17 protein-coding genes and 1 tRNA gene are annotated in these 17,622 nt (G+C 49.4%); 6 read left to right on the top strand and 12 right to left on the bottom strand.

Going from position 1 to position 17,622, the window contains the following annotated elements:
* The 3 genes from rsxC to HPY86_02215 all read right to left on the bottom strand — a co-directional run bounded on the left by rsxC (position 1) and on the right by HPY86_02215 (position 3,229).
* Positions 1–1,305, bottom strand: coding sequence for an electron transport complex subunit RsxC (gene rsxC, locus HPY86_02225; GenBank protein ID NPV13733.1), 1,305 nt, complete (start codon positions 1,303–1,305; stop codon positions 1–3).
* Between the two features lie 68 nt (positions 1,306–1,373).
* On the bottom strand, positions 1,374–2,261 hold the full coding sequence (uvsE, locus tag HPY86_02220) for a UV DNA damage repair endonuclease UvsE (protein NPV13732.1): 888 nt from the start codon (positions 2,259–2,261) through the stop codon (positions 1,374–1,376).
* 2 nt (positions 2,262–2,263) lie between these two features.
* Entirely contained in the window at positions 2,264–3,229 is a 966-nt protein-coding gene (locus HPY86_02215; GenBank protein ID NPV13731.1) for a DUF1722 domain-containing protein, read from the bottom strand.
* An 80-nt stretch (positions 3,230–3,309) separates the two neighbouring features.
* On the opposite strand from HPY86_02215, the gene HPY86_02210 reads away from it, so the two are divergent.
* The 3 genes from HPY86_02210 to HPY86_02200 all read left to right on the top strand — a co-directional run bounded on the left by HPY86_02210 (position 3,310) and on the right by HPY86_02200 (position 5,747).
* Positions 3,310–4,023, top strand: a complete 714-nt coding sequence (locus HPY86_02210) for a hypothetical protein (GenBank protein ID NPV13730.1) — start codon at positions 3,310–3,312, stop codon at positions 4,021–4,023.
* A complete protein-coding gene (locus HPY86_02205) occupies positions 4,024–4,590 on the top strand; it encodes a hypothetical protein (GenBank protein ID NPV13729.1) in 567 nt (188 codons plus the stop codon).
* 71 nt (positions 4,591–4,661) lie between these two features.
* On the top strand, positions 4,662–5,747 hold the full coding sequence (locus HPY86_02200; protein ID NPV13728.1) for a glycosyltransferase: 1,086 nt from the start codon (positions 4,662–4,664) through the stop codon (positions 5,745–5,747).
* Between the two features lie 11 nt (positions 5,748–5,758).
* Here the strand turns inward: HPY86_02200 and HPY86_02195 are convergent, their stop codons facing one another.
* The 3 genes from HPY86_02195 to HPY86_02185 form a co-directional block, all read right to left on the bottom strand.
* A complete protein-coding gene (locus HPY86_02195) occupies positions 5,759–6,661 on the bottom strand; it encodes a tyrosine recombinase XerC (protein ID NPV13727.1) in 903 nt (300 codons plus the stop codon).
* A gap of 67 nt (positions 6,662–6,728) precedes the next feature.
* Positions 6,729–7,445 carry a T9SS type A sorting domain-containing protein gene (locus HPY86_02190; GenBank protein ID NPV13726.1) on the bottom strand — a complete coding sequence of 239 codons (717 nt, stop codon included), beginning with the start codon at positions 7,443–7,445 and terminating at the stop codon, positions 6,729–6,731.
* A 270-nt stretch (positions 7,446–7,715) separates the two neighbouring features.
* On the bottom strand, positions 7,716–8,936 hold the full coding sequence (locus HPY86_02185) for a hypothetical protein (protein NPV13725.1): 1,221 nt from the start codon (positions 8,934–8,936) through the stop codon (positions 7,716–7,718).
* A 151-nt stretch (positions 8,937–9,087) separates the two neighbouring features.
* On the opposite strand from HPY86_02185, the gene HPY86_02180 reads away from it, so the two are divergent.
* The 3 genes from HPY86_02180 (at position 9,088) to HPY86_02170 (ending at position 12,162) form a co-directional block, all read left to right on the top strand.
* Complete coding sequence (locus tag HPY86_02180; protein NPV13724.1) at positions 9,088–11,058, top strand: T9SS type A sorting domain-containing protein; 1,971 nt, start codon at positions 9,088–9,090, stop codon at positions 11,056–11,058.
* Positions 11,059–11,068: 10 nt separating this feature from the next.
* Positions 11,069–11,163: transfer RNA gene (locus HPY86_02175), tRNA-Sec, on the top strand.
* Between the two features lie 24 nt (positions 11,164–11,187).
* On the top strand, positions 11,188–12,162 hold the full coding sequence (locus HPY86_02170; protein ID NPV13723.1) for a hypothetical protein: 975 nt from the start codon (positions 11,188–11,190) through the stop codon (positions 12,160–12,162).
* On the opposite strand, the gene tsaB is transcribed toward HPY86_02170, so the two are convergent.
* From tsaB to dat, 6 genes are read right to left on the bottom strand one after another with little or no spacing between them, the layout of a single operon-like run.
* Positions 12,159–12,890: a tRNA (adenosine(37)-N6)-threonylcarbamoyltransferase complex dimerization subunit type 1 TsaB gene (gene tsaB / locus HPY86_02165; GenBank protein NPV13722.1), complete on the bottom strand. Its 732-nt coding sequence runs from the start codon at positions 12,888–12,890 to the stop codon at positions 12,159–12,161. The genes HPY86_02170 and tsaB overlap by 4 nt on opposite strands.
* Complete coding sequence (locus HPY86_02160) at positions 12,848–13,408, bottom strand: NYN domain-containing protein (GenBank protein NPV13721.1); 561 nt, start codon at positions 13,406–13,408, stop codon at positions 12,848–12,850. Before HPY86_02160 ends, tsaB begins: the two co-directional genes overlap by 43 nt.
* Positions 13,405–14,139 carry a type III pantothenate kinase gene (locus tag HPY86_02155; GenBank protein ID NPV13720.1) on the bottom strand — a complete coding sequence of 245 codons (735 nt, stop codon included), beginning with the start codon at positions 14,137–14,139 and terminating at the stop codon, positions 13,405–13,407. Before HPY86_02155 ends, HPY86_02160 begins: the two co-directional genes overlap by 4 nt.
* Positions 14,136–14,921 (bottom strand): biotin--[acetyl-CoA-carboxylase] ligase, encoded by a 786-nt coding sequence (locus tag HPY86_02150; GenBank protein NPV13719.1) that lies wholly within the window; start codon positions 14,919–14,921, stop codon positions 14,136–14,138. The genes HPY86_02155 and HPY86_02150 overlap by 4 nt, the downstream gene beginning before the upstream one ends.
* A gap of 9 nt (positions 14,922–14,930) precedes the next feature.
* On the bottom strand, positions 14,931–16,607 hold the full coding sequence (locus tag HPY86_02145; protein ID NPV13718.1) for a T9SS type A sorting domain-containing protein: 1,677 nt from the start codon (positions 16,605–16,607) through the stop codon (positions 14,931–14,933).
* 34 nt (positions 16,608–16,641) lie between these two features.
* Entirely contained in the window at positions 16,642–17,538 is an 897-nt protein-coding gene (gene dat, locus HPY86_02140; GenBank protein NPV13717.1) for a D-amino-acid transaminase, read from the bottom strand.
* Between the last annotated feature and the right edge of the window lie 84 nt (positions 17,539–17,622).

Genomic DNA, 17,622 nt, shown 5'->3' with positions numbered 1-17,622 from the left:
TTATCTCCCTTTCGTGCGTGCGAGTTCTGCTTTGCCGTATTTAAAGTTATGGACGAGCCGAATCTTTGCCGGGCAAACAAAGGCACAACAACCACATTCAATACAATCGAGAAGGTGTTCGTTTTTTGCCTGAGCGAGTCTTCCGGCTTTGATGTGGTAGTTTAAACGAGTGGGTGATAAGCCCATCGGGCAGGCTTCAATACAACGACCACAGCGGATACAGTCCTGTTCTTCAGCCAAATCGGCGGTGTTGAAAACAAGGATACCGGATGTTCCTTTCAACACCGGAACATCATCCGATGCTAATGTAATACCCATCATCGGGCCACCCATAATGAGTTTTTCCGGTTTTCCCTGGTAACCGCCGCAAAAATTTATCAACTCTTTAACGGGGGTTCCGATTCGAACAAGAAGATTTTTGGGCGCCGCGACCCCGGGGCCGGTTACAGTTACGACTCTCTCATAAAGAGGTCGATTGAACCGTACCGCCTCATGTACTGCTACTGCAGTACCTACATTCTGCACAATACAGCCGACATCAGCCGGTAGACCACCGGAAGGAACTTCGCGCCCCAAACAGGCTTTTATTAACTGTTTTTCGGCACCCTGGGGGTATTTAGTTTTAAGACTCTGTACGGTAAAATTGGTTTTGCTTGCGGCTTCTTTCATCGCGGCAATAGCATCAGGCTTGTTGTCTTCAATGGCGATAATGACATTTTTTACGCCCAATGCCCGGGCGATAAAGGTGGTCCCTTCAATAATCTCTGCCGGTCTTTCTACCATTAAACGGTGGTCAGCGGTCAAATATGGTTCACATTCACAACCGTTGATGATTAGAGTGTCAACGGGTTTATCTTTGGGCGGAGACAGTTTAAAAAAAGTCGGAAATGCTGCGCCCCCCAATCCGACGATCCCGGCGTTACGAATTGCGGAAATTATCTCATCAGGGGTGATATTGCTGACATCACGCTCCCTGATATTTTCATCGAGGGTGTCCTGACGGTCGGAGTCGATGGTGACCGTTGTGGTGAATCTACCGGTAAGTGGATGGGGAAGTTCTTTTATCTCCGAGACGGTGCCGGAGATTGATGAATGGGTGGGGACAGAAATCGTACCGTTTGGTTCGCCGATGACCGTTCCGGTGCGGACCGTATCGCCTATTTTGACAACCGGTTTCGAAGGTGCACCCGTGTGTTGAGATAGAGGAATGGATACCCGCTGGGGCAAAGGAGCAACTTCAATCGGTTTGTATTCGGTTGCTTCCTTATGCTCGCGGGGATGAATTCCGCCACGAAATTTACCCATAAGATTGGGGGAAATTTTACGCCTGGTTTGCCTGTTGTCAAATATTTCAATCAAACTATACCAGTGTACTACCGATACGCCAAATTTTTTAACAGTTTCAAAGCCACGAGGGCGCTTTTTTCTTTGTCTTTTATCTCCAGCATCAAGTCGAAGTCATGCTCGGGAAGTTGTTCGATGAAAGAGCGAAAATGGTTCTGGTTAATGTGATGGGTGTGAGAGCCAAGACGTGCTTTTGGTTCCTGGGAAGAGTAGTCAACGATCGGAACGCCGTCGCGGCGGCGCCAGGTTCGCATGCAACGCAATAAGGCAGTTTTGATATCGGTACCGTCGGGATTGACCTCGTGGTGAAAAGAGTCAAATACCACCGGGATTTTAATAATACGATGAAGTTTCAGACAATCGCTCACGGTATACAAGCGGTCATCATTTTCTACAACTAATCGCCGCCGGACATTTGCCGGAAGTTTCTGAAACTGTTGAGCGAATCGTTGGATACTTTGCTCTTTATTACCATAAACACCGCCGATATGAATCTGAATTTTAGCATCCGGCGGGAGTTGCATCAGGTCAAGGACTTGAGCATGATATACTAATTCTCTTATGGAATTGCGGACAATTCTTTTATCAAGGGCGTTGAGGAGAACGAATTGGTCGGGATGCATTGAGACCCGGATGCGATGCTCGCGGATATAATAACCCAGACGACGGAAGTAAGGACGAAAAAACTTTTGCCAGGGGAATGTGCAGATAGGATGAGAGGCGAAAGGAATGAGGTCCGAACTGATGCGGAAGAATTTGACGCCGTTTTCGATGTTCCATTTAACTGTTTCTTCCAGACAGGCGAGATTACTTGTTACGGTGGTTTTGAATCTTTCCTCAGAATAAGAGCGGAGACGGAATGTTTTTGTGCTACGGCAGTTAAGTGACAGGTTTATACAGGGATAACCGATGCGAATGGTCATCGGTCGCGGCCTTTGCCCGAATCGCTGATGTCGCGCAGGTCTTCGGGATAGGGGAAGAAAAACCACTGTCGGGCGAGGTACTGTTGATCAAACCGGACAATCCAGGAGCGAATTATGCTGACCGGTGTACTCAATGGCAGGCGGCCGCTACGGTAACTTTCCAGGGTGTCGAGGAAAAACCCCTTTTCGCCGGTACTGAGATTACGAGAAAAATAACCGAGCGTGTGGAGCAGGACATTGATCGCATTAGTGTACTTGGGTGGTCGCGCAAGGGCGTGGGATAAAAGTTGTTCGTATTGATTGAGCAGTTCATGAAGCGGTCGCCGGTCCGGGTTCGCGACGATGCGCCCTAAACGATGAAGCGAATTCTGGTCATAAGCCATCAAGAGAAGTTTGTGAGTGGTGTGGAATTCCACAAGGTTACCCATTGACGGGGCTAAACGCAATAATCGGAACCGATAAAGGGAGAAAAGTCGGGTCAGCAAGCTTTCCCGGATAAGGAAATTTTTCAGTCGGCCCTCGTCCTCGACCGGTTTATCAGGAAACCGCTCGATTGTTGCGCCACCAAAGATGCCCCGACGGTGAATCGATGGTCTGAGATTGCCGTCTTCGTTGTAGGATTTAACATCACGGGTGCCGCACGAGGGCGAACGTGATTTAAGAATAAACCCATCCACACTATCCAGTTGACCGAGAAATTCAATAGCGAACCGTTGCATCGATTCAGTCAAGTCCTTACCAGTAGCGGGTTGAATAAGTCGGGGGCTATTGTTCTGATAGACTATTCTGATAGGTTCGCGCGGTACACCGAGGCCAATTGCTTTCTCCGGACAGACCGGAATCGGTTCAACATAATGTTTTAGGCGGTTACAAAAATCATCATGGATGATTTCTCCGTTATACCGGCAGTGCTCAAATCCCAAACAGGCGGAGAAAACCACCCGTGGTTTTCCACTATCCATACGAAACAATTTTACCCTTATTAAGATACCAAGCAAGTTTTAACTCCTTGACAGATGGTAGGATAAAAAGATAATGCCTTATGATACTTATTGGGCTGCTAATTTTATTCTGGGCTCTTAATAAAGAAGAGGTCATCAATCGAATATTCCTTCGACAGCGTCAGATTGCAAGCGAACTGGCGGGTGTGGTGTACTATGCAGACTTTACTTATCAGGAGTATGATTTTCGCAGTGGTAAACGGCAAAGGATAGAATGCCGGCGTCGGGTAAAGATGGAGCGTTACGAGGAGCAGGAGTATGATTTTCTGCAAGTAAGTGTTGATGGGCGTGTGGTTTCCGGGCGAGAAAAAACCCAGGTCTGTCAGAATTTAGTGAAAAAGGGGCTGATAGCGCGTCAGACCAGGATGCCCTTTTTTCTTGAGACAAGAGGCGGTTATCGTTATGAGGTACTCGGTACCAAAGTTTGGCAAGGGGAAAGTGTCGCATTGGTAAAATTTATTCCCCGGCGTGCCGATGATTATCACATCAGGGGCATAGGTTATGTAAGGCTCAATTCAGGAGATGTGGTTCGGTTAGAGTTTGTCCCGGCGCGCCTGCCATTTGTTGTTACTGATGCCAAAATGGTGATTGATTACGGACTGGTTCAGGGATATTGGTTGCCAAAGGAGTTCAGGCTGAAGATGGATTTGCGTCTCAATTTTTTAGTTGAAATTATGCACCGGCGTATCGAAATCTACGACAGTTACGACGATTATCAACTTAATTTGCGCCAACCCGAAAATTCGGAGGGTTAGTTGAGGGTTATTCGCCTGCTGTTACCGCTCATTTCATTCGGTTCTGGTTCACTTATGTTTTCATTATGGCTGGCACGGTTTAGGGGGCGAGATTTGAGGAGTGTGGGTGATGGTAATCCTGGAGCGGTGAATGCCATTAAAGTTGCTGGTCCAGTAATCGGAGGGCTGGCGTTGCTACTTGATTTTCTTAAAGGAGCAGTGCCCGTAGCGATAGGTCATTGGGGCTTAAAATTGACCGGGGTGCTTTTGGGTTTAACGATAATTGCACCGGTGCTGGGACATGCGTTTTCTCCCTGGTTGCGGTTCAAAGGTGGTAAGGCAATTGCGGTTACTTTTGGGGTCTGGAGTGGGGTGACATTATGGGAAGTACCATTTATCCTGGGTGGGTTACTTATCTTGACCAGATTTATATTACGGCTTCGGGATGACAGGTTATGTGTTTTAATTAGCTTGCTGGCGATGGTACTATATATAAGTTGTCGATTTCACGACCCGGTGTTAATCGGCTCGGCGCTGGCTAATGTTCTGATAGTTATGTTTAAACATCAAATGGTCATTCGCTGGTGATAAGGTTTATCAATCTTTTTGTGGACAGTTATCGGTTATTGATATTTGTTAGCGTGCAGTTAATAATAACGTTGAGTAATATACGACTATTGCGTCGGCTGGTTAGTTATCAACCAGTTTCGTGGCATCCCCGGGTATCAATCCTGATACCGGCCCGCAACGAGTCAGAGACGATTGGTCGATGCATAGCTTCATTGTTGGCGCAAGATTACAGTGATTTTGAGGTTTTGGTTTTAGATGACCACTCCGAAGACGGAACCGGTCGGGTCCTTGCTGAGTTTGCTGACCCGAGGTTAAGGGTCCTTAATGGTAAACCGTTACCCGATGGTTGGACCGGTAAAACCTGGGCATGTCAGCAACTGGCAGATGCTGCAACCGGAGAGTTACTACTATTTACCGATGCAGATACGGTTTTTCGGGCTGATACAGTAACCCAGACTGTATATGCGATGGCGCAGACCGGGGCGGATTTGATAACCGCGCTAATCCGTAATTATGTTCCAACGCTGGGCGAGAAGACAACGGTGCCGTTTCTTTTCTGGTCGATAATATCAATCTTGCCTCTGGGGATAGCTTATCGATGGCGAACTTCTCAGGCATTAGTGGCTGCGAACGGGAAGTTTATGTTGTTTCGGAAACTTTCCTACCAGTTGATTGGCGGACACAAAGAGGTGAGAACGGAAGCGGCCGAAGATATAGCACTGGCACGTCGAATCAAAAAAGCAGGAATGAGATGGCGAATGATAGATGCCAGCGACTGCGTTTCAACTCGAATGTACGAAGGGTTGATTTCAGAATTGAAGGGTTTTAGCAAGAACTTTTTTGCGATTTTTGATTATCGTTTGATACCGGCGCTGTTTGTCTGGTGCTGGATGTTATTGATAACCTGGCATCCACTGTTGGAAGTTGGGATTGGAGTGAGCAGGGCGGATTTTAATGGTCAATTCTACGCCGCAGTTGTCACGGTATTACTTGCCGTAATAATCTGGACAATTGTAGCGTTGAAAACAAAATTACCCAGTAAGATTATTTTATTTTATCCGCTGACCATGACTATTGCCAGCGGTTTGGGGTTTGCTTCGATTTTATTAACAATTTTGGGAAAAACTTCCTGGAAAGGCCGGATGTTACCCCGGTGCCGGGTAAAAATTTTATAATGATTTTCAATCTACTTCTTAGCACCGGAACGCGGGTGGGCTTTGTCATAAATCTTGCGTAACCGCTCAATGGTAAGATGGGTGTAAACTTGCGTTGACGATAGCGAAGAGTGACCAAGGAGTTCCTGAACTGCACGCAGGTCGGCACCGCGTTCTAAAAGATGGGTGGCGAAGGCATGTCTGAGAGCATGAGGATTAGTGGCGGTGATGCCAGCAATCTGGCTTAAAGCCTGCCGTACGATGTTTTGAACTGAACGGGTGGTGAGCCTTTTACCCTGGTTGTTGAGGAATAGCGGTTCTGCGTCCGGATAGCCTCGTACCGAAAGGTACTTTTGCAACGCCACCTTTTCCTTACTACCCAGAGGCAGGAGTCGTTCTTTACCACCTTTACCCCGAATCCGGATTGTGTTGTGTTCAAAGTCAATGTCGGTACGGTTGAGCCCAACGAGTTCTGAAGCGCGTAAACCTGAGCCGTAGATTGTTTCAAGAATGGCAGCGGTGCGTAGGGTCCGGGGCGAATCGTCTATACTGTTCAGAACCTGGGCGATTTGCAGCTGAGTGATAAGGGGAGGAAGCTGCTTTTCGACCGGTGGTCCTTTTATGCCACGGGCAGGGTTCTGAATAATATCTCCGTTAGAGACGAGATAGCGAAAGAATGATTTAAGGCTGGACAGTTTCCGGACAGCACTCTTACCGGTGTAGCCGTAGCGGAGAACCGCGCCTAAGAAGTCCCGAATGTCAGAACGGGTTATTTGTTGAACTGCTTTTGCCCCAAGTTGTTCAGTACAGAAGTCGAAAAACTGGCGGAGGTCCACTTCGTACGAGCGGACCGTATGGGGCGAGAAGCGGCGTTCTTTTTCTAAGTAGTTAAGAAAGTTTGTTAAATGACGCTCGTAATGTTCTGTTAATGCCACCAGTTCAAGATAGCACTTTTCAGGTTGCCGTCAACTGATTTAAGGAGTCGTTACGCGGTTCGCCTTCCTATTTTGATATTATTAATGGCTGGAACACCGTTTGATGACTATCTTTAATACCGAGGAAATAAGTGCCCGACGGTAAGTGGTGCAAATCGATATGCCAGCTGTTATTATCCACTTCCGGTTGTGGTGTTGTCGAAAGCAGGAGTCGGCCGGTGCGGTCATAGATTAAACAGCAAATTTCGTTATCAGTCCGGGTTAATCCAATTAACCTAACAAACCCGCGAGAAGGGTTGGGTGTCAGTTTAAGCACATTTAATGCTGCTGGGTGTTGTTGAACAAGACCGGTAGGTGGTGAAGTGGCAAAAATTCCGGCGCCGCTGGTACCGGCAAAAACCGTGGGGTTTTCACCGGTGTGGAAAGCGAGCGCAACGACATTGAGGTTGAGTAACCCTTCGTTAATCTGCTGCCAGACCGTGCCACCGTTTGTTGTGAGATAAATGCCGTTGTTTGTGCCGGCATAGAGAATGCTTTCATTTTCCGGATGGACGCAAATCGCTTTGACATAGGTGAAGGTGCCCGTGCGAGTCCAGTTGTTACCGTGGTCGGTAGAGAAAAACAGCCCCTGACTGGTGCCGGCAAAGAACAGCCCAGGGGTGGATGGTGCAGCAGCGAGGCAGTAAACCGTGCCGGTTAAGCCGTTTCCGGTGTGACTCCAGGTAGTACCCAGGTCAGTACTTACCAGAAGGAGTTTGTAGGAGTACATTGAGTCGCCGCCCATAATAATGCGGTTTGGTTCATAAGGGTCAAAAATCAGGGCATTAACACGGGCAACCGAATCTCCAAGGGTGTCATGGTTCCAGGTGGTACCGCCGTTTGTGCTATAAGAGGTCTGAATCCGATAGACACTGCTGATATAGCCGTAACCGGCTGTAAAGATGATATCGGAATTGTGGGGTGAGATAGCAATGGTGGCACCATCAACCAGATAACTTTCAACCTGTGTCCAGACGGACCCGCCGTCTGTGCTCTTAAAGAGCTCAGCGGTTCCTCAACCCGACCCTTCAAGCGCCCAGAGAGTTTGCGGGTCAGAAGGATGGACAGCCATTCCGCAGATGTTGCCGCAGGCGAGAAAATCCGGACACCGTTCCCAGGTTGTGCCGTTGTCGCTGGAACGGTACACGCCGTTGTCAAGGCATTCGGTATACATCGTGGCGCCATCCGCGGCAAGAGCGATTACCGTTGCTTTGTTAAAGGAGATGTCGGTTGTGGTATTCTCCCAGGTGACCCCGTAGTCAGTAGAACGGTACAAGCCAGCCTTGGTGCCAAAATAAACCGTGCCTCGGTCAACAGGATTTGTAAGTAGGCAGTAGTAAGGTGTGCCGAGCACCGTAGTTCCAATCCTTGTCCAGGTTAGACCGGAATCGGTGCTCTTATAGATACCACCGCTGTTTGTGGCATAAACGGTCGCTGGTTCTCCTGAAGCGTTAGCTATTCGGTAGACACTGGTAATAGTTGATACCCTGGTCCAGGTTGCGCCCCGGTCAGTGGAACGGTATATGCCGCTTGAGTAAGGCGCGATGAGGATAATGTTATTGTTTGCCGGGTTGATATGAAGGGCATAAGGATAATAGCCAGTAATCCCCAGAGCGATTTCTTCCCAGGTTTCTCCTTTGTTGAAAGAACGATAGAGCGTTGTGGTGCCTCCAGTACTGCGATAGCCACCGACATATATTACGCTGGTGTCAACCGGGTCAACGGCAATTGAGTAACCATAAGATGATGAGGTGGTATCACAGATTGTTGTTGTCCAGTTGGCGCCGGCATTGGTGCTGCGGGCAAATGCCAATCGGGCGGCACCGCCGGTGTAATTATACCCGGCGGCGAAAAATTCATCTGGGTTCAGCGGGTTGATGGTGAAGGCGAAAAAGTAGTGATTGGAAGGGATTGAATTAACGGTCCAGGAAACACCACCGTTGGTGGTTTTGTAGATGGCGGAACCGGTTAGGGCGTAGACAATATCAGGATTGTTGGGGTGAACAACGATTTCCCGCGGGTAGGTGCTGAGGCTTCCAGTCGTGAACTCCCAGTTTGTTCCACCATCGGTTGACTTTAACAATTTTGTCGGATAGGCATAGGGTGAAAAGTAGATGACAGGCGGATTGGTGCGGCTGATACCGCCGGAGTAAACTGGTCCACCGGCAGGACCAATTGCGGTCCACTGGGCAAAGAGAATTGTAAACATAGATAGTAGGGGAATAACGAACCGCATCGCGTTGCTCCTTTCGTTTAACTTATTAGATATAAATATGTCAATAATTTGTTTTTGGTCAAGCGTTGCATAACCGTTGGTATGGATTGACAAGAGGAGGATTCGGCGGTAAATTGTTAAAGATGAGTAACATTAGTCGCGAGGAGGACAAATGAAGTTTTTTTCTGCGGTGTTGTTTTTGTTAACGGTCCTGTTATTGGGGACCGCATCGGCTCAGCTCGATACCGCCTGGCTACGCCAGTTTGATGGTACGGCAAGGGGCGAAGAGATTTTTTCGGATATGGTGATTGACCGGATGGGTAATGTTTATGTAACGGGTGTAATGAGTACGATATCGCAAACCGCGGACATCATCGTCCAGAAGTACGATTCAACGGGTCAACTGGTCTGGAGCGCCACCTATGATGGCAGAGCGCATCAGGACGACTCAGCAGCGGCACTGGTTGTTGACAGTCTGGGTCAGGTTTATGTTTGCGGCTGGGTGATTGATACGGTAATGGATATCGATTGGGTGACGCTGAAATATTCTGCTACCGGTCAGTTGCTCTGGGCGAGAACCTGGCGTCGGGCGTTTAATCAGGATGATGCGGGTCTGGCACTCGGTCTGGACCAATTGGGCAGGGTGATTGTTACCGGTTACTGTTCGGATAGTACCGGTAATATCGATTACTGCACCATCTGCTACAACGGAGCAACCGGTGACACCGTCTGGGTCCGGTATTACAACCGAACCCCGGAAAATGACGAAGACATCTCCTATGCTATCTGTGTTGATGACTCTAACAATGTCTATGTTACCGGTACCAGTTACGATGACGGCACCGATTACGATATTGCGACAATCCGTTACACACCAACGGGTGTGCGCAGCTGGTTGCGAAGAAAAAATAACTATCCCTGGGTCGGCGATGATTACGGGATGAGGATTAAATTTGACCCGGTAACAAGGACAATTATCATTGGCGGGATTGTCTATGACGACAATCAGGATTACAACTATTTTACAATGAAGTACAGCCGAAATGGCGACTCGCTCTGGGCACGTGCTTACAATCGCTACCCAGCCAATAACGAAGACCTGCTTTACGGCTTGACCCTGGACCAGGCGGGCAATGTGTTTGTCACCGGGACAAGCCTTGACGATATAACCGATTACGACATCGCCACGGTGTCTTACACATCAGCCGGGGTGCCGCGCTGGACCCAGCGTTATGATGGCGCAACACTGGAAGACGAAGGAACGGATATCGTTGTTGACTCGTCAGGTCAGGTGCTGGTTGTTGGGAATGTTGATACGAGGTCTACGGTTCGCGATGTTGGGGTGCTGAAATACGATAACAACGGCAATGTGCTTTACTCTTATCTCTGGGACAATCCGGAAAGCCATAATGAAGACCTGGGCTACCGGATTATCACAAGCCGCGATGGGTTTATCTATATCGGCGGTATGAGTTTTAACGACTCAACCAGTTACGACCTGTTAATCGGCAAGTTTTATGAGGTACAGCATGACTTTGCCCTCACCGCACTGGTCGTTCCGGAGTCGCTCTGGATTGAAGATTCATTTGTACCGCTCGCGGTTGTGAAAAACCGTGCGATAAATCGGGACAGTTGCTGGATAAAACTAACTGTAACCCCGGGCGAATATCGTGATAGTGTATGGCTGAATCTTACACCTGGGATGGTTGATACCATTGAATTTGGTGTTTTCCGTGCCGAGAGCAGCGGATTATTTAGAGTCACATCATGGAGTGAGCTACCCGAAGATGAAAAAAGGTTTAACGATACCCTCTGGGCGGAAGTTGTGGTCTGGGAAGAGAGTGTGGCGGTTGCCGAACCGAAGCGGTTTTACGGGATATCAGCGGTAACGGTTGCTCCGAACCCGGTCCGTTCCGAGGGGACGGTGCATTTAACCGGAACACCGCTGGGAAATGTCAATTTTCGGATGTACGACCGGACCGGTGCGCTGGTACAGAAATGGGACTTCGTGTTCAGCAGTGATGGTGGTAGTGGGTCAAGAACATTGAGACTGGATGTTCGTAATTTGCCCGCCGGAGTATACTTCCTTCAGGTGGACGACTCTGGACGCAAGCAGGTAAGGAAGGTTATTGTCCAGCATTAACGGTTTATGCGGAGGCGGATGGGTGCTGGTGTGCCTGGCGGACTTCAAATCCGTATGGTCTGCGATAAGTGGACCGGTAGGTTCGATTCCTACCCGCCTCCGCCAGTTTTGGGATAAGAAGGTGACTTAGTGGGGCGCAGGGCAATTCTTTTCTGGGTGGTTGCAGTAATTGTAATGTATCAGCCCAATTCCCGTTTGTATGCGGAAATCACCGTAGTACCGGACCGATTGACGGTTGATGGCGTTGTTAAAGCCTATGCCCTGTTCTGGGAGGGAATAGACAATAGGGGCTGGGTAACAACCGGGTTTGAGTTTCAAAGACAGCTGGCGGTCTTTGGATTGAACGGTCAGGTGGCGAAAGGTGTTAGTGCCCGGATGGAGTTTGATTTTAGCCGTCTCTATCTGCGTGACCTTTTTGTCGATTTCCGGTGGGAAAACGGACTGGCGCTGCGCCTTGGACAGTTTAAAACCCCGCTTAATTTTGAGAGCGAAACCCGGGAGCAGGATTTGAGACTGGAGGACTATTCGCTTCTGTATTCAGAGGTACTAAAACCAGGTGATATCCGGGATATTGGACTAACTTTGTCCTATGCTCCGCCCTGTCCGGGAGAATTTGATTACCGGCTGTTTGGCACCGTTGTCAATGGGTCAGGGCCAAATAATGGGGACAACAACGGCTGGAAGGATATCAGTGGTCGTTTTCTCGGCAAGCCTTTTTCGGAGAAGAACATCTGGTTTGGTGTTAGTGGATATTACGGGTGGGTTTATCCGGAGGCGGTGCGCTGGTTAGGGCTTGCGGGTGAGGCACGACTGCAGGAAAAGGGCTTTTTGTCTCAAATGGAGTTGGTTTACCGGCGATTTCAGAACCGGGTGACGCTTGCGGGATTTATTGAAGGAAGTAACGATTTTGGTTTTTTTGTACCGGGAGCCCGGCTGGAAATGATTTCCCGGGATAACGGCAAATTCCAGGGTCGGGCGCTTGCTTCACTGGGACTGGATATTATTGAGGGAAGGTTGAAGGTCCTCATCGGTTATCAGTATCACACCCTGATTGGCGATTGGGGGTATCAGGGTGTGATTGCACAGTTACAGGCGGTGCTTTAACCGGTACCAGCCCGTTTTAATTCGGCATCGGTACGGCGCAGGTAAAGTGGTTCAAGTTCGTTAATATCGTCTGGTCCTTCCCGGTCAAGGAGTTTTCGGGCGATTTGCGCCACCGTAATTGGGGACGGATACAGGACGCCAGTACGCTCAATAGCGATACCGAGTTTGTTGAGAAATGGCATAGCAATTGGAGCGCCGTCACCGGCAATCCCGAGTGGAGCGGTGGTCAACTGGAGTTGCGAAATGATTACTGGTAGTTGTTCCGGGGAGAGAACTGTCGGTCTTAAAAGGGCGTTGCCTTCATAGTACAAACCGGCATAGAGTTGAGCGCGCCGGGCATCAATTAACGCCAGCACCGGTCGGGAATGTTCACCCGCAGTTGCGGCAAGGGCATAAAGTGTATTAACCCCTTTAACAGGCAGTTTTGCGGTTAAGGCAAGTCCTTTTGCGACACTTAATCCCACCCGGAGGGATGTGAACATACCAGGACCAATGGTGAGACCGATTGCGGTGATGTGCTTTAATGTTAGCCCGGTCTGGTCAAGCGCTTCTTTAATTAAATCGAGCAGTTTTTCATTATGGCCATAGGGTGCGGTGGTTGCAGTTTCGTAAACCGGTTTATCGTCTTTTACCAGTGCCAGCGCGGTACGAATACCACTGGTGTCGAGGACGAGATAAACCGGATTCATAATACAGGCGGTGGATTTCCCTGCGGTGGTTGTTCCCACTCCTTATTGGGAAATTGTGCCTTCACCGCTCCTTCAATCTCATCAAGGTTAATGTATTCGTCACAGGCGCGAATCAATTCAACTGAGGTGAACCCTCTGCCCAAGCCGATTGATATAACGCGCTTACCCCGTTTTGAGAGCCAGTCGACAAGAGCGACAAAATCGCCATCCCCGGTTACAAGGACAATTTCGTCAAGCCAGTCACTCATTGAGAGAATCTCAAGGGTGATTTCAATGTCCATATTCGCTTTGATTGTGCCGTCCGGTCTTTCGCGCACCGGTTTAGCAACCACCCGGTAACCCTGAAACGAAAGGGCGTCAATCAAACGCTGGCGCCGTTCATCGTCACGACGGAATGGGACGAACGCGACGAACTTACAACTTTCCCGTTCCCGGTTTCCTGTGGTCAGTATGTGACGGATAACCGCATCGTAACGAACCTCTTTACCCTGTCTTTCAAATGTTTCCTGAACATTCTGAACATCGATAAAGACACCTGTTCTATTAGTGGGATTCATTTTGTCCTCCGGTTAAAGTAGTATATTTGAGCCAACCCGAAACTGGTGAGTTCCGGGTCAACTTTGTTAATCAGTTGACATTTTTTACTAAAAAATTGTGCTTCGCCACCGGTGGCGATAATCTGATAACGCACATTTGTCCGGCAGCGGATTTGTTCAATTATACGGTTAATGCCACCGAGGATTAGGTTAAAAACACCTGACTGGATGGCGCTGCTGGTAGTTCTAACAATTGGATTTTCGCGCGGCTGCATTTTAACCATCGGCAACCGCGCGGTGTGGTCAGCAAGGGCGGTGAGCATTATCCGGGTACCGGGCAAAATTGGACCACCGAGCAATGTTTTTTCTTGGTAGTGGACGATGTTGAAGGTTATAGCGGTGCCGAAGTCAATGATAATCAGGTCCTGTTGATACCGGAGAAAGCCACCGACCGCAGCACAGAGCCGGTCGCTACCGAGCAACTTCCGGCGGTAAACAATTTTCAGGGGGGTGGAGGTGCGGGTGGTGACCAGTAAGGTTTTGGTGTGCTGACATAGGACGCGATATAAATTCAGGGTAACTTTGGGCACGACCGAAGCGATTGCGGCGCCTTTCAGCGCACGGTCAGGGATGAGCCGATTCAGCCGGTCTAACACCTGGTTTGTGGGAACGATTTTCCGCATCTTGATACGATTTTTATCCCATAAGATGATGCGGGTGTTAAAGTTACCGACAAGGACGGTGAGAATCATCGGAGTTGACGAACCTGACCGGCGCTGAACAATGCCAGTTTGCCAGAGTCGGTGCGAAGAATAACCCGACCTTCATCATCAATGTCAATGACCGTGCCGACATAACGACGCAACAGGGTTTTAATCTCAACCCGGTGATGGATGATTGCGGAGCGGGAACGGACTTCATCCCAGATGGTTTTCCGGTCGTGCTGCAATTTTTCCAGAAGGGTGAAGAGGTTGGTGAGAAATTTTTCCAGAAGTACCATCCGGTCAATGGGCTGGTGGTATATGAGAAAAAGGGATGTCGCTTCCGGCAGGTTTTCGGGTATTGATGTCTGATTGACATTGACACCAACGCCCAATACCAGCGCCTGGTTTCGTTGTTCACAGAGGATTCCGGCAACTTTTTTCGCGTCAAGGAGGACATCATTGGGCCAGCGGAGCGTTGGTTTGGGTAAGGAGTGTGTATCGGCGTTGAGGGGCAGAGTTTCAATGGTCTGACAGAGCGCCAAGCCCGCAATCTGGGTTATTGCCGCAGGCGAAAAAGACAGGGTGGACTGGTTTATTTGGGGAAAGAGTAAAAGGGAGAAGGTCAGGCTGTTTTCGTCAGCAAACCAGCGGCGGCGAAATCGGCCCCGGCCTTTGGTCTGTTTTTGAGCGACGATGATAGCAGGTTCTTTTTTTCCGGCAAGCGAGAAGGCATAATCATTGGTTGATGTTACCGTTTCAAGGAGGTAAAGCCGGCCGAAACGGGCGATGCGGTTGAGCAGTTCACCGGGAATCTGTTCGGGTGAAGCCATAATCACCTCTTATTTACTTTCGACCCGCAAAAATTTTACCGGTGCATATCCAGTAGCCTTGATGAAGTAAACACCGTTGGGCAGTTTGCGATTGTACCAGACTTTGGAACTTTGCTTGATAAACAGTTTTTCTATTAGTCTGCCGTCCTGAGAATAAATTTCGATGGTTGATGGTGTTGGTCCGGAAGTTGTGAGCAGGACCGGTCCGGACGCGGGATTGGGTTTGACAGAAATGGTGCGAACATTTTGTCGGACTGGTTGTTGATTTTGCGTAATTGCCGTGGGTGTGGTGTTTAAGAAAAGGTGGTTGCCTGGAGTTTGTGCCCAGTTGGTAACGGCAAGGTCCGGATTGGTGGAGTAACGGTAGTAGAATACAACATTTTCGGTTCCTGATGGTGGAGGTGTGGCAAAACTACACCAGGCGAGATGGGGGTCGTAACAGTATGCAGAAATCGGGACAATTGAATCGTTAATCTTCACGCTGTCGAGAAATTGAATCGGTCGGTTCATAAGGTTAAAAAGTTTTCGGATACCATCGCCATTCTGGCGCTCAATAATGGGAACGAGAAAGCGGTTGCGCACATCGGTCCAGAGCAACGCTTCACAAACAAGGTTGTTCGGATTAGAGGGCTGCCAGGACCAGGTTGGTAGTGTGTCAAGAATGCCACCGCGGTTGAGATAGACCACAACCGGTTTCCACCAGCCACCGGCTGCCAGTTCAGGAAATCCGTCGCCATTTACATCGCCCCAGGCAACGCAGGAGGAGTAAAGTGATGTCCCTCGGGTTTGCATCGTAAGGGCGGCAACCGTATCGAGCGTACCCTGATTGTTGTGGAAAACTTTGATGCAGTTCGGGTCGCCAAGCTGGTCATTGGCGGCAAGAGCAAGGTCAAGATAACCATCCTGGTCGTAATCGCCGAGTTCCAGACGCAGAACCCAGCCGATTCCCCGGCGCACAACCCATTGAGGAACCGTGTCAAAAGAGCCATTATTGTTGCGGTACATTACCACCTTGCGCTGGTGGCCCACGAACAGGTCAAGGTCGCCGTCGTTGTCGATATCGGCAAAGCGGATTGCATCCGAAGCGGTGTCCAGTTTAGCGTACCAGCAGGGCAGGGTGTCGAATGCGCCGTGATTGTTGCGGTAAATCCGCACCCGGTCCATCTGGCGCCGATAGGCATCACCGGCGCTGATGGCAAGGTCAAGGTCACCATCAAGGTCAAAGTCGCCAAGACAGCAGTCAAACGAAGAGACCGAGTCTTTTGCCTTCCAGAAGGGAAGTGACTCAAGGCCGGTGCCGGTGTTACGGTAAACCCGGACGCGGAGTTCGCTCGGGCTCGTATAGTCGCCAAGATAAGCGACCGCAAAGTCCTGGTCACCATCGTTGTCAATATCACCGGTGTAGCAGTGGCCAAAATAGCCCCGGTCTGATGACCGCCAGGAGGCAATAGTTTCCAGGATGCCATTTTGATTGAAATAGACCGAGTTGGAGTTCGCTGCCATATCGTTACCATTGGAAATGCAAAAGTCCAGATAGCCATTGCCGTCGATATCGGCAAAGGCACCGCCGGTCGAGTAGTCAGTGTCAATGGAACTCCAGTCTGGGGCATTTGGTAAGGGAATCTGGCTGGCACCAGAAGCAACCAGAAGTACAGTGAGGAGGAGTAATACTTTTGGGGTTTTCATAGCAGAATGAGTGTAGCCGATTGTAAGTAAGCGGTCAAGCGGAATTGCTTTGCTCGACGATTTCCCGGACATATTTTCCGAACTCTTCTTGTAATTTGCGCGTTATCGGACCGGGTTTACCAGAACCGATTGGTTTCGTGTTAACCTCAACTATCGGTACCACCTCCCAGGTGGTGCTGGTGACAAACAGTTCGTCCTGCTGGTACAGCTCGGATTCGGTAAGCGTTGTTTCACGAAGCGGTAGTTGAAGTCGGGCGCAAAGTTTTAATAAAACAATCCGGGTGACACCGGGCAGAATATGGTTGTTGAGGGGATGGGTGATAACCGTACCCTGTTTAACGCCAAACAGATTGGTGTGGGTGCCTTCAGTAACAATGCCATCGCGAACAAAGAGCGCCTCCTGGGCACCGGCTTCAGCCGCAGCCTGACGGGCAAGGACGCTGGGCAAGAGTCCAATCGCCTTGATGTCACAGCGGTGCCAGCGGATGTCAGGGACAGTGATAACCTTAATGCCATCTTTTCGTTCGGCAATTGGTGGCGTGATGGGCATTACTGAAATGTATAGGGTGGGCGTCGGCGCGGGCGAAGGGAAAAGAAGGTTGCGGGGGCTGACACCGCGTGTTACCTGTATGTAAAAAAAGGCATCGGCATTAGTCAGGTTGTTATAGCGGAGCAGTTCGTAGCAAATTTGCTCAATACGGTCTATATCCGGGAGATTAATCCGTACCGCCTGCAAACTGTTCTTAAACCGTGTTAGATGGTCGTGGAAATGGAAAAGTCTGCCCTGATAGGTTCGGATTACCTCATAAACGCCGTCTGCGAAGTAAAAACCCCGGTCATCAGGCGAAATCCGTGCAACCCTTTTGGGCAGTATCGCACCGTCCGGATAGTCAACCGAGCGGATATAACAGAAATCTGATTCCTGGTTCATCGGGAATAATTTATGCGGGATGCGGTTGAAGTCAATATAATCGGAAAGGGTTGCTTAAACTGAAAAGGTCGGTATGCTGAAAGG

The organism is candidate division WOR-3 bacterium (genome assembly GCA_013177935.1).
In the GTDB taxonomy this organism is placed as follows: Bacteria; Hydrothermota; Tepidihabitantia; order Tepidihabitantales; family Tepidihabitantaceae; genus Tepidihabitans.
This window is presented reverse-complemented; position numbering and strand designations above follow the sequence as displayed.

Excerpts from the sequence above, each read along its gene's own strand:
- rsxC (NPV13733.1), bottom strand. The coding sequence starts at position 1,305 with ATGGGTAAATTTCGTGGCGGAATTCATCCCCGCGAGCATAAGGAAGCA.
- HPY86_02215 (NPV13731.1), bottom strand. The coding sequence starts at position 3,229 with ATGGATAGTGGAAAACCACGGGTGGTTTTCTCCGCCTGTTTGGGATTT.
- HPY86_02210 (NPV13730.1), top strand. The coding sequence starts at position 3,310 with ATGATACTTATTGGGCTGCTAATTTTATTCTGGGCTCTTAATAAAGAA.
- HPY86_02190 (NPV13726.1), bottom strand. The coding sequence starts at position 7,445 with ATGGGCGGCGACTCAATGTACTCCTACAAACTCCTTCTGGTAAGTACT.
- HPY86_02185 (NPV13725.1), bottom strand. The coding sequence starts at position 8,936 with ATGCGGTTCGTTATTCCCCTACTATCTATGTTTACAATTCTCTTTGCC.
- HPY86_02180 (NPV13724.1), top strand. The coding sequence starts at position 9,088 with ATGAAGTTTTTTTCTGCGGTGTTGTTTTTGTTAACGGTCCTGTTATTG.
- HPY86_02160 (NPV13721.1), bottom strand. The coding sequence starts at position 13,408 with ATGAATCCCACTAATAGAACAGGTGTCTTTATCGATGTTCAGAATGTT.
- HPY86_02155 (NPV13720.1), bottom strand. The coding sequence starts at position 14,139 with ATGATTCTCACCGTCCTTGTCGGTAACTTTAACACCCGCATCATCTTA.
- HPY86_02150 (NPV13719.1), bottom strand. The coding sequence starts at position 14,921 with ATGGCTTCACCCGAACAGATTCCCGGTGAACTGCTCAACCGCATCGCC.
- HPY86_02145 (NPV13718.1), bottom strand. The coding sequence starts at position 16,607 with ATGAAAACCCCAAAAGTATTACTCCTCCTCACTGTACTTCTGGTTGCT.
- dat (NPV13717.1), bottom strand. The coding sequence starts at position 17,538 with ATGAACCAGGAATCAGATTTCTGTTATATCCGCTCGGTTGACTATCCG.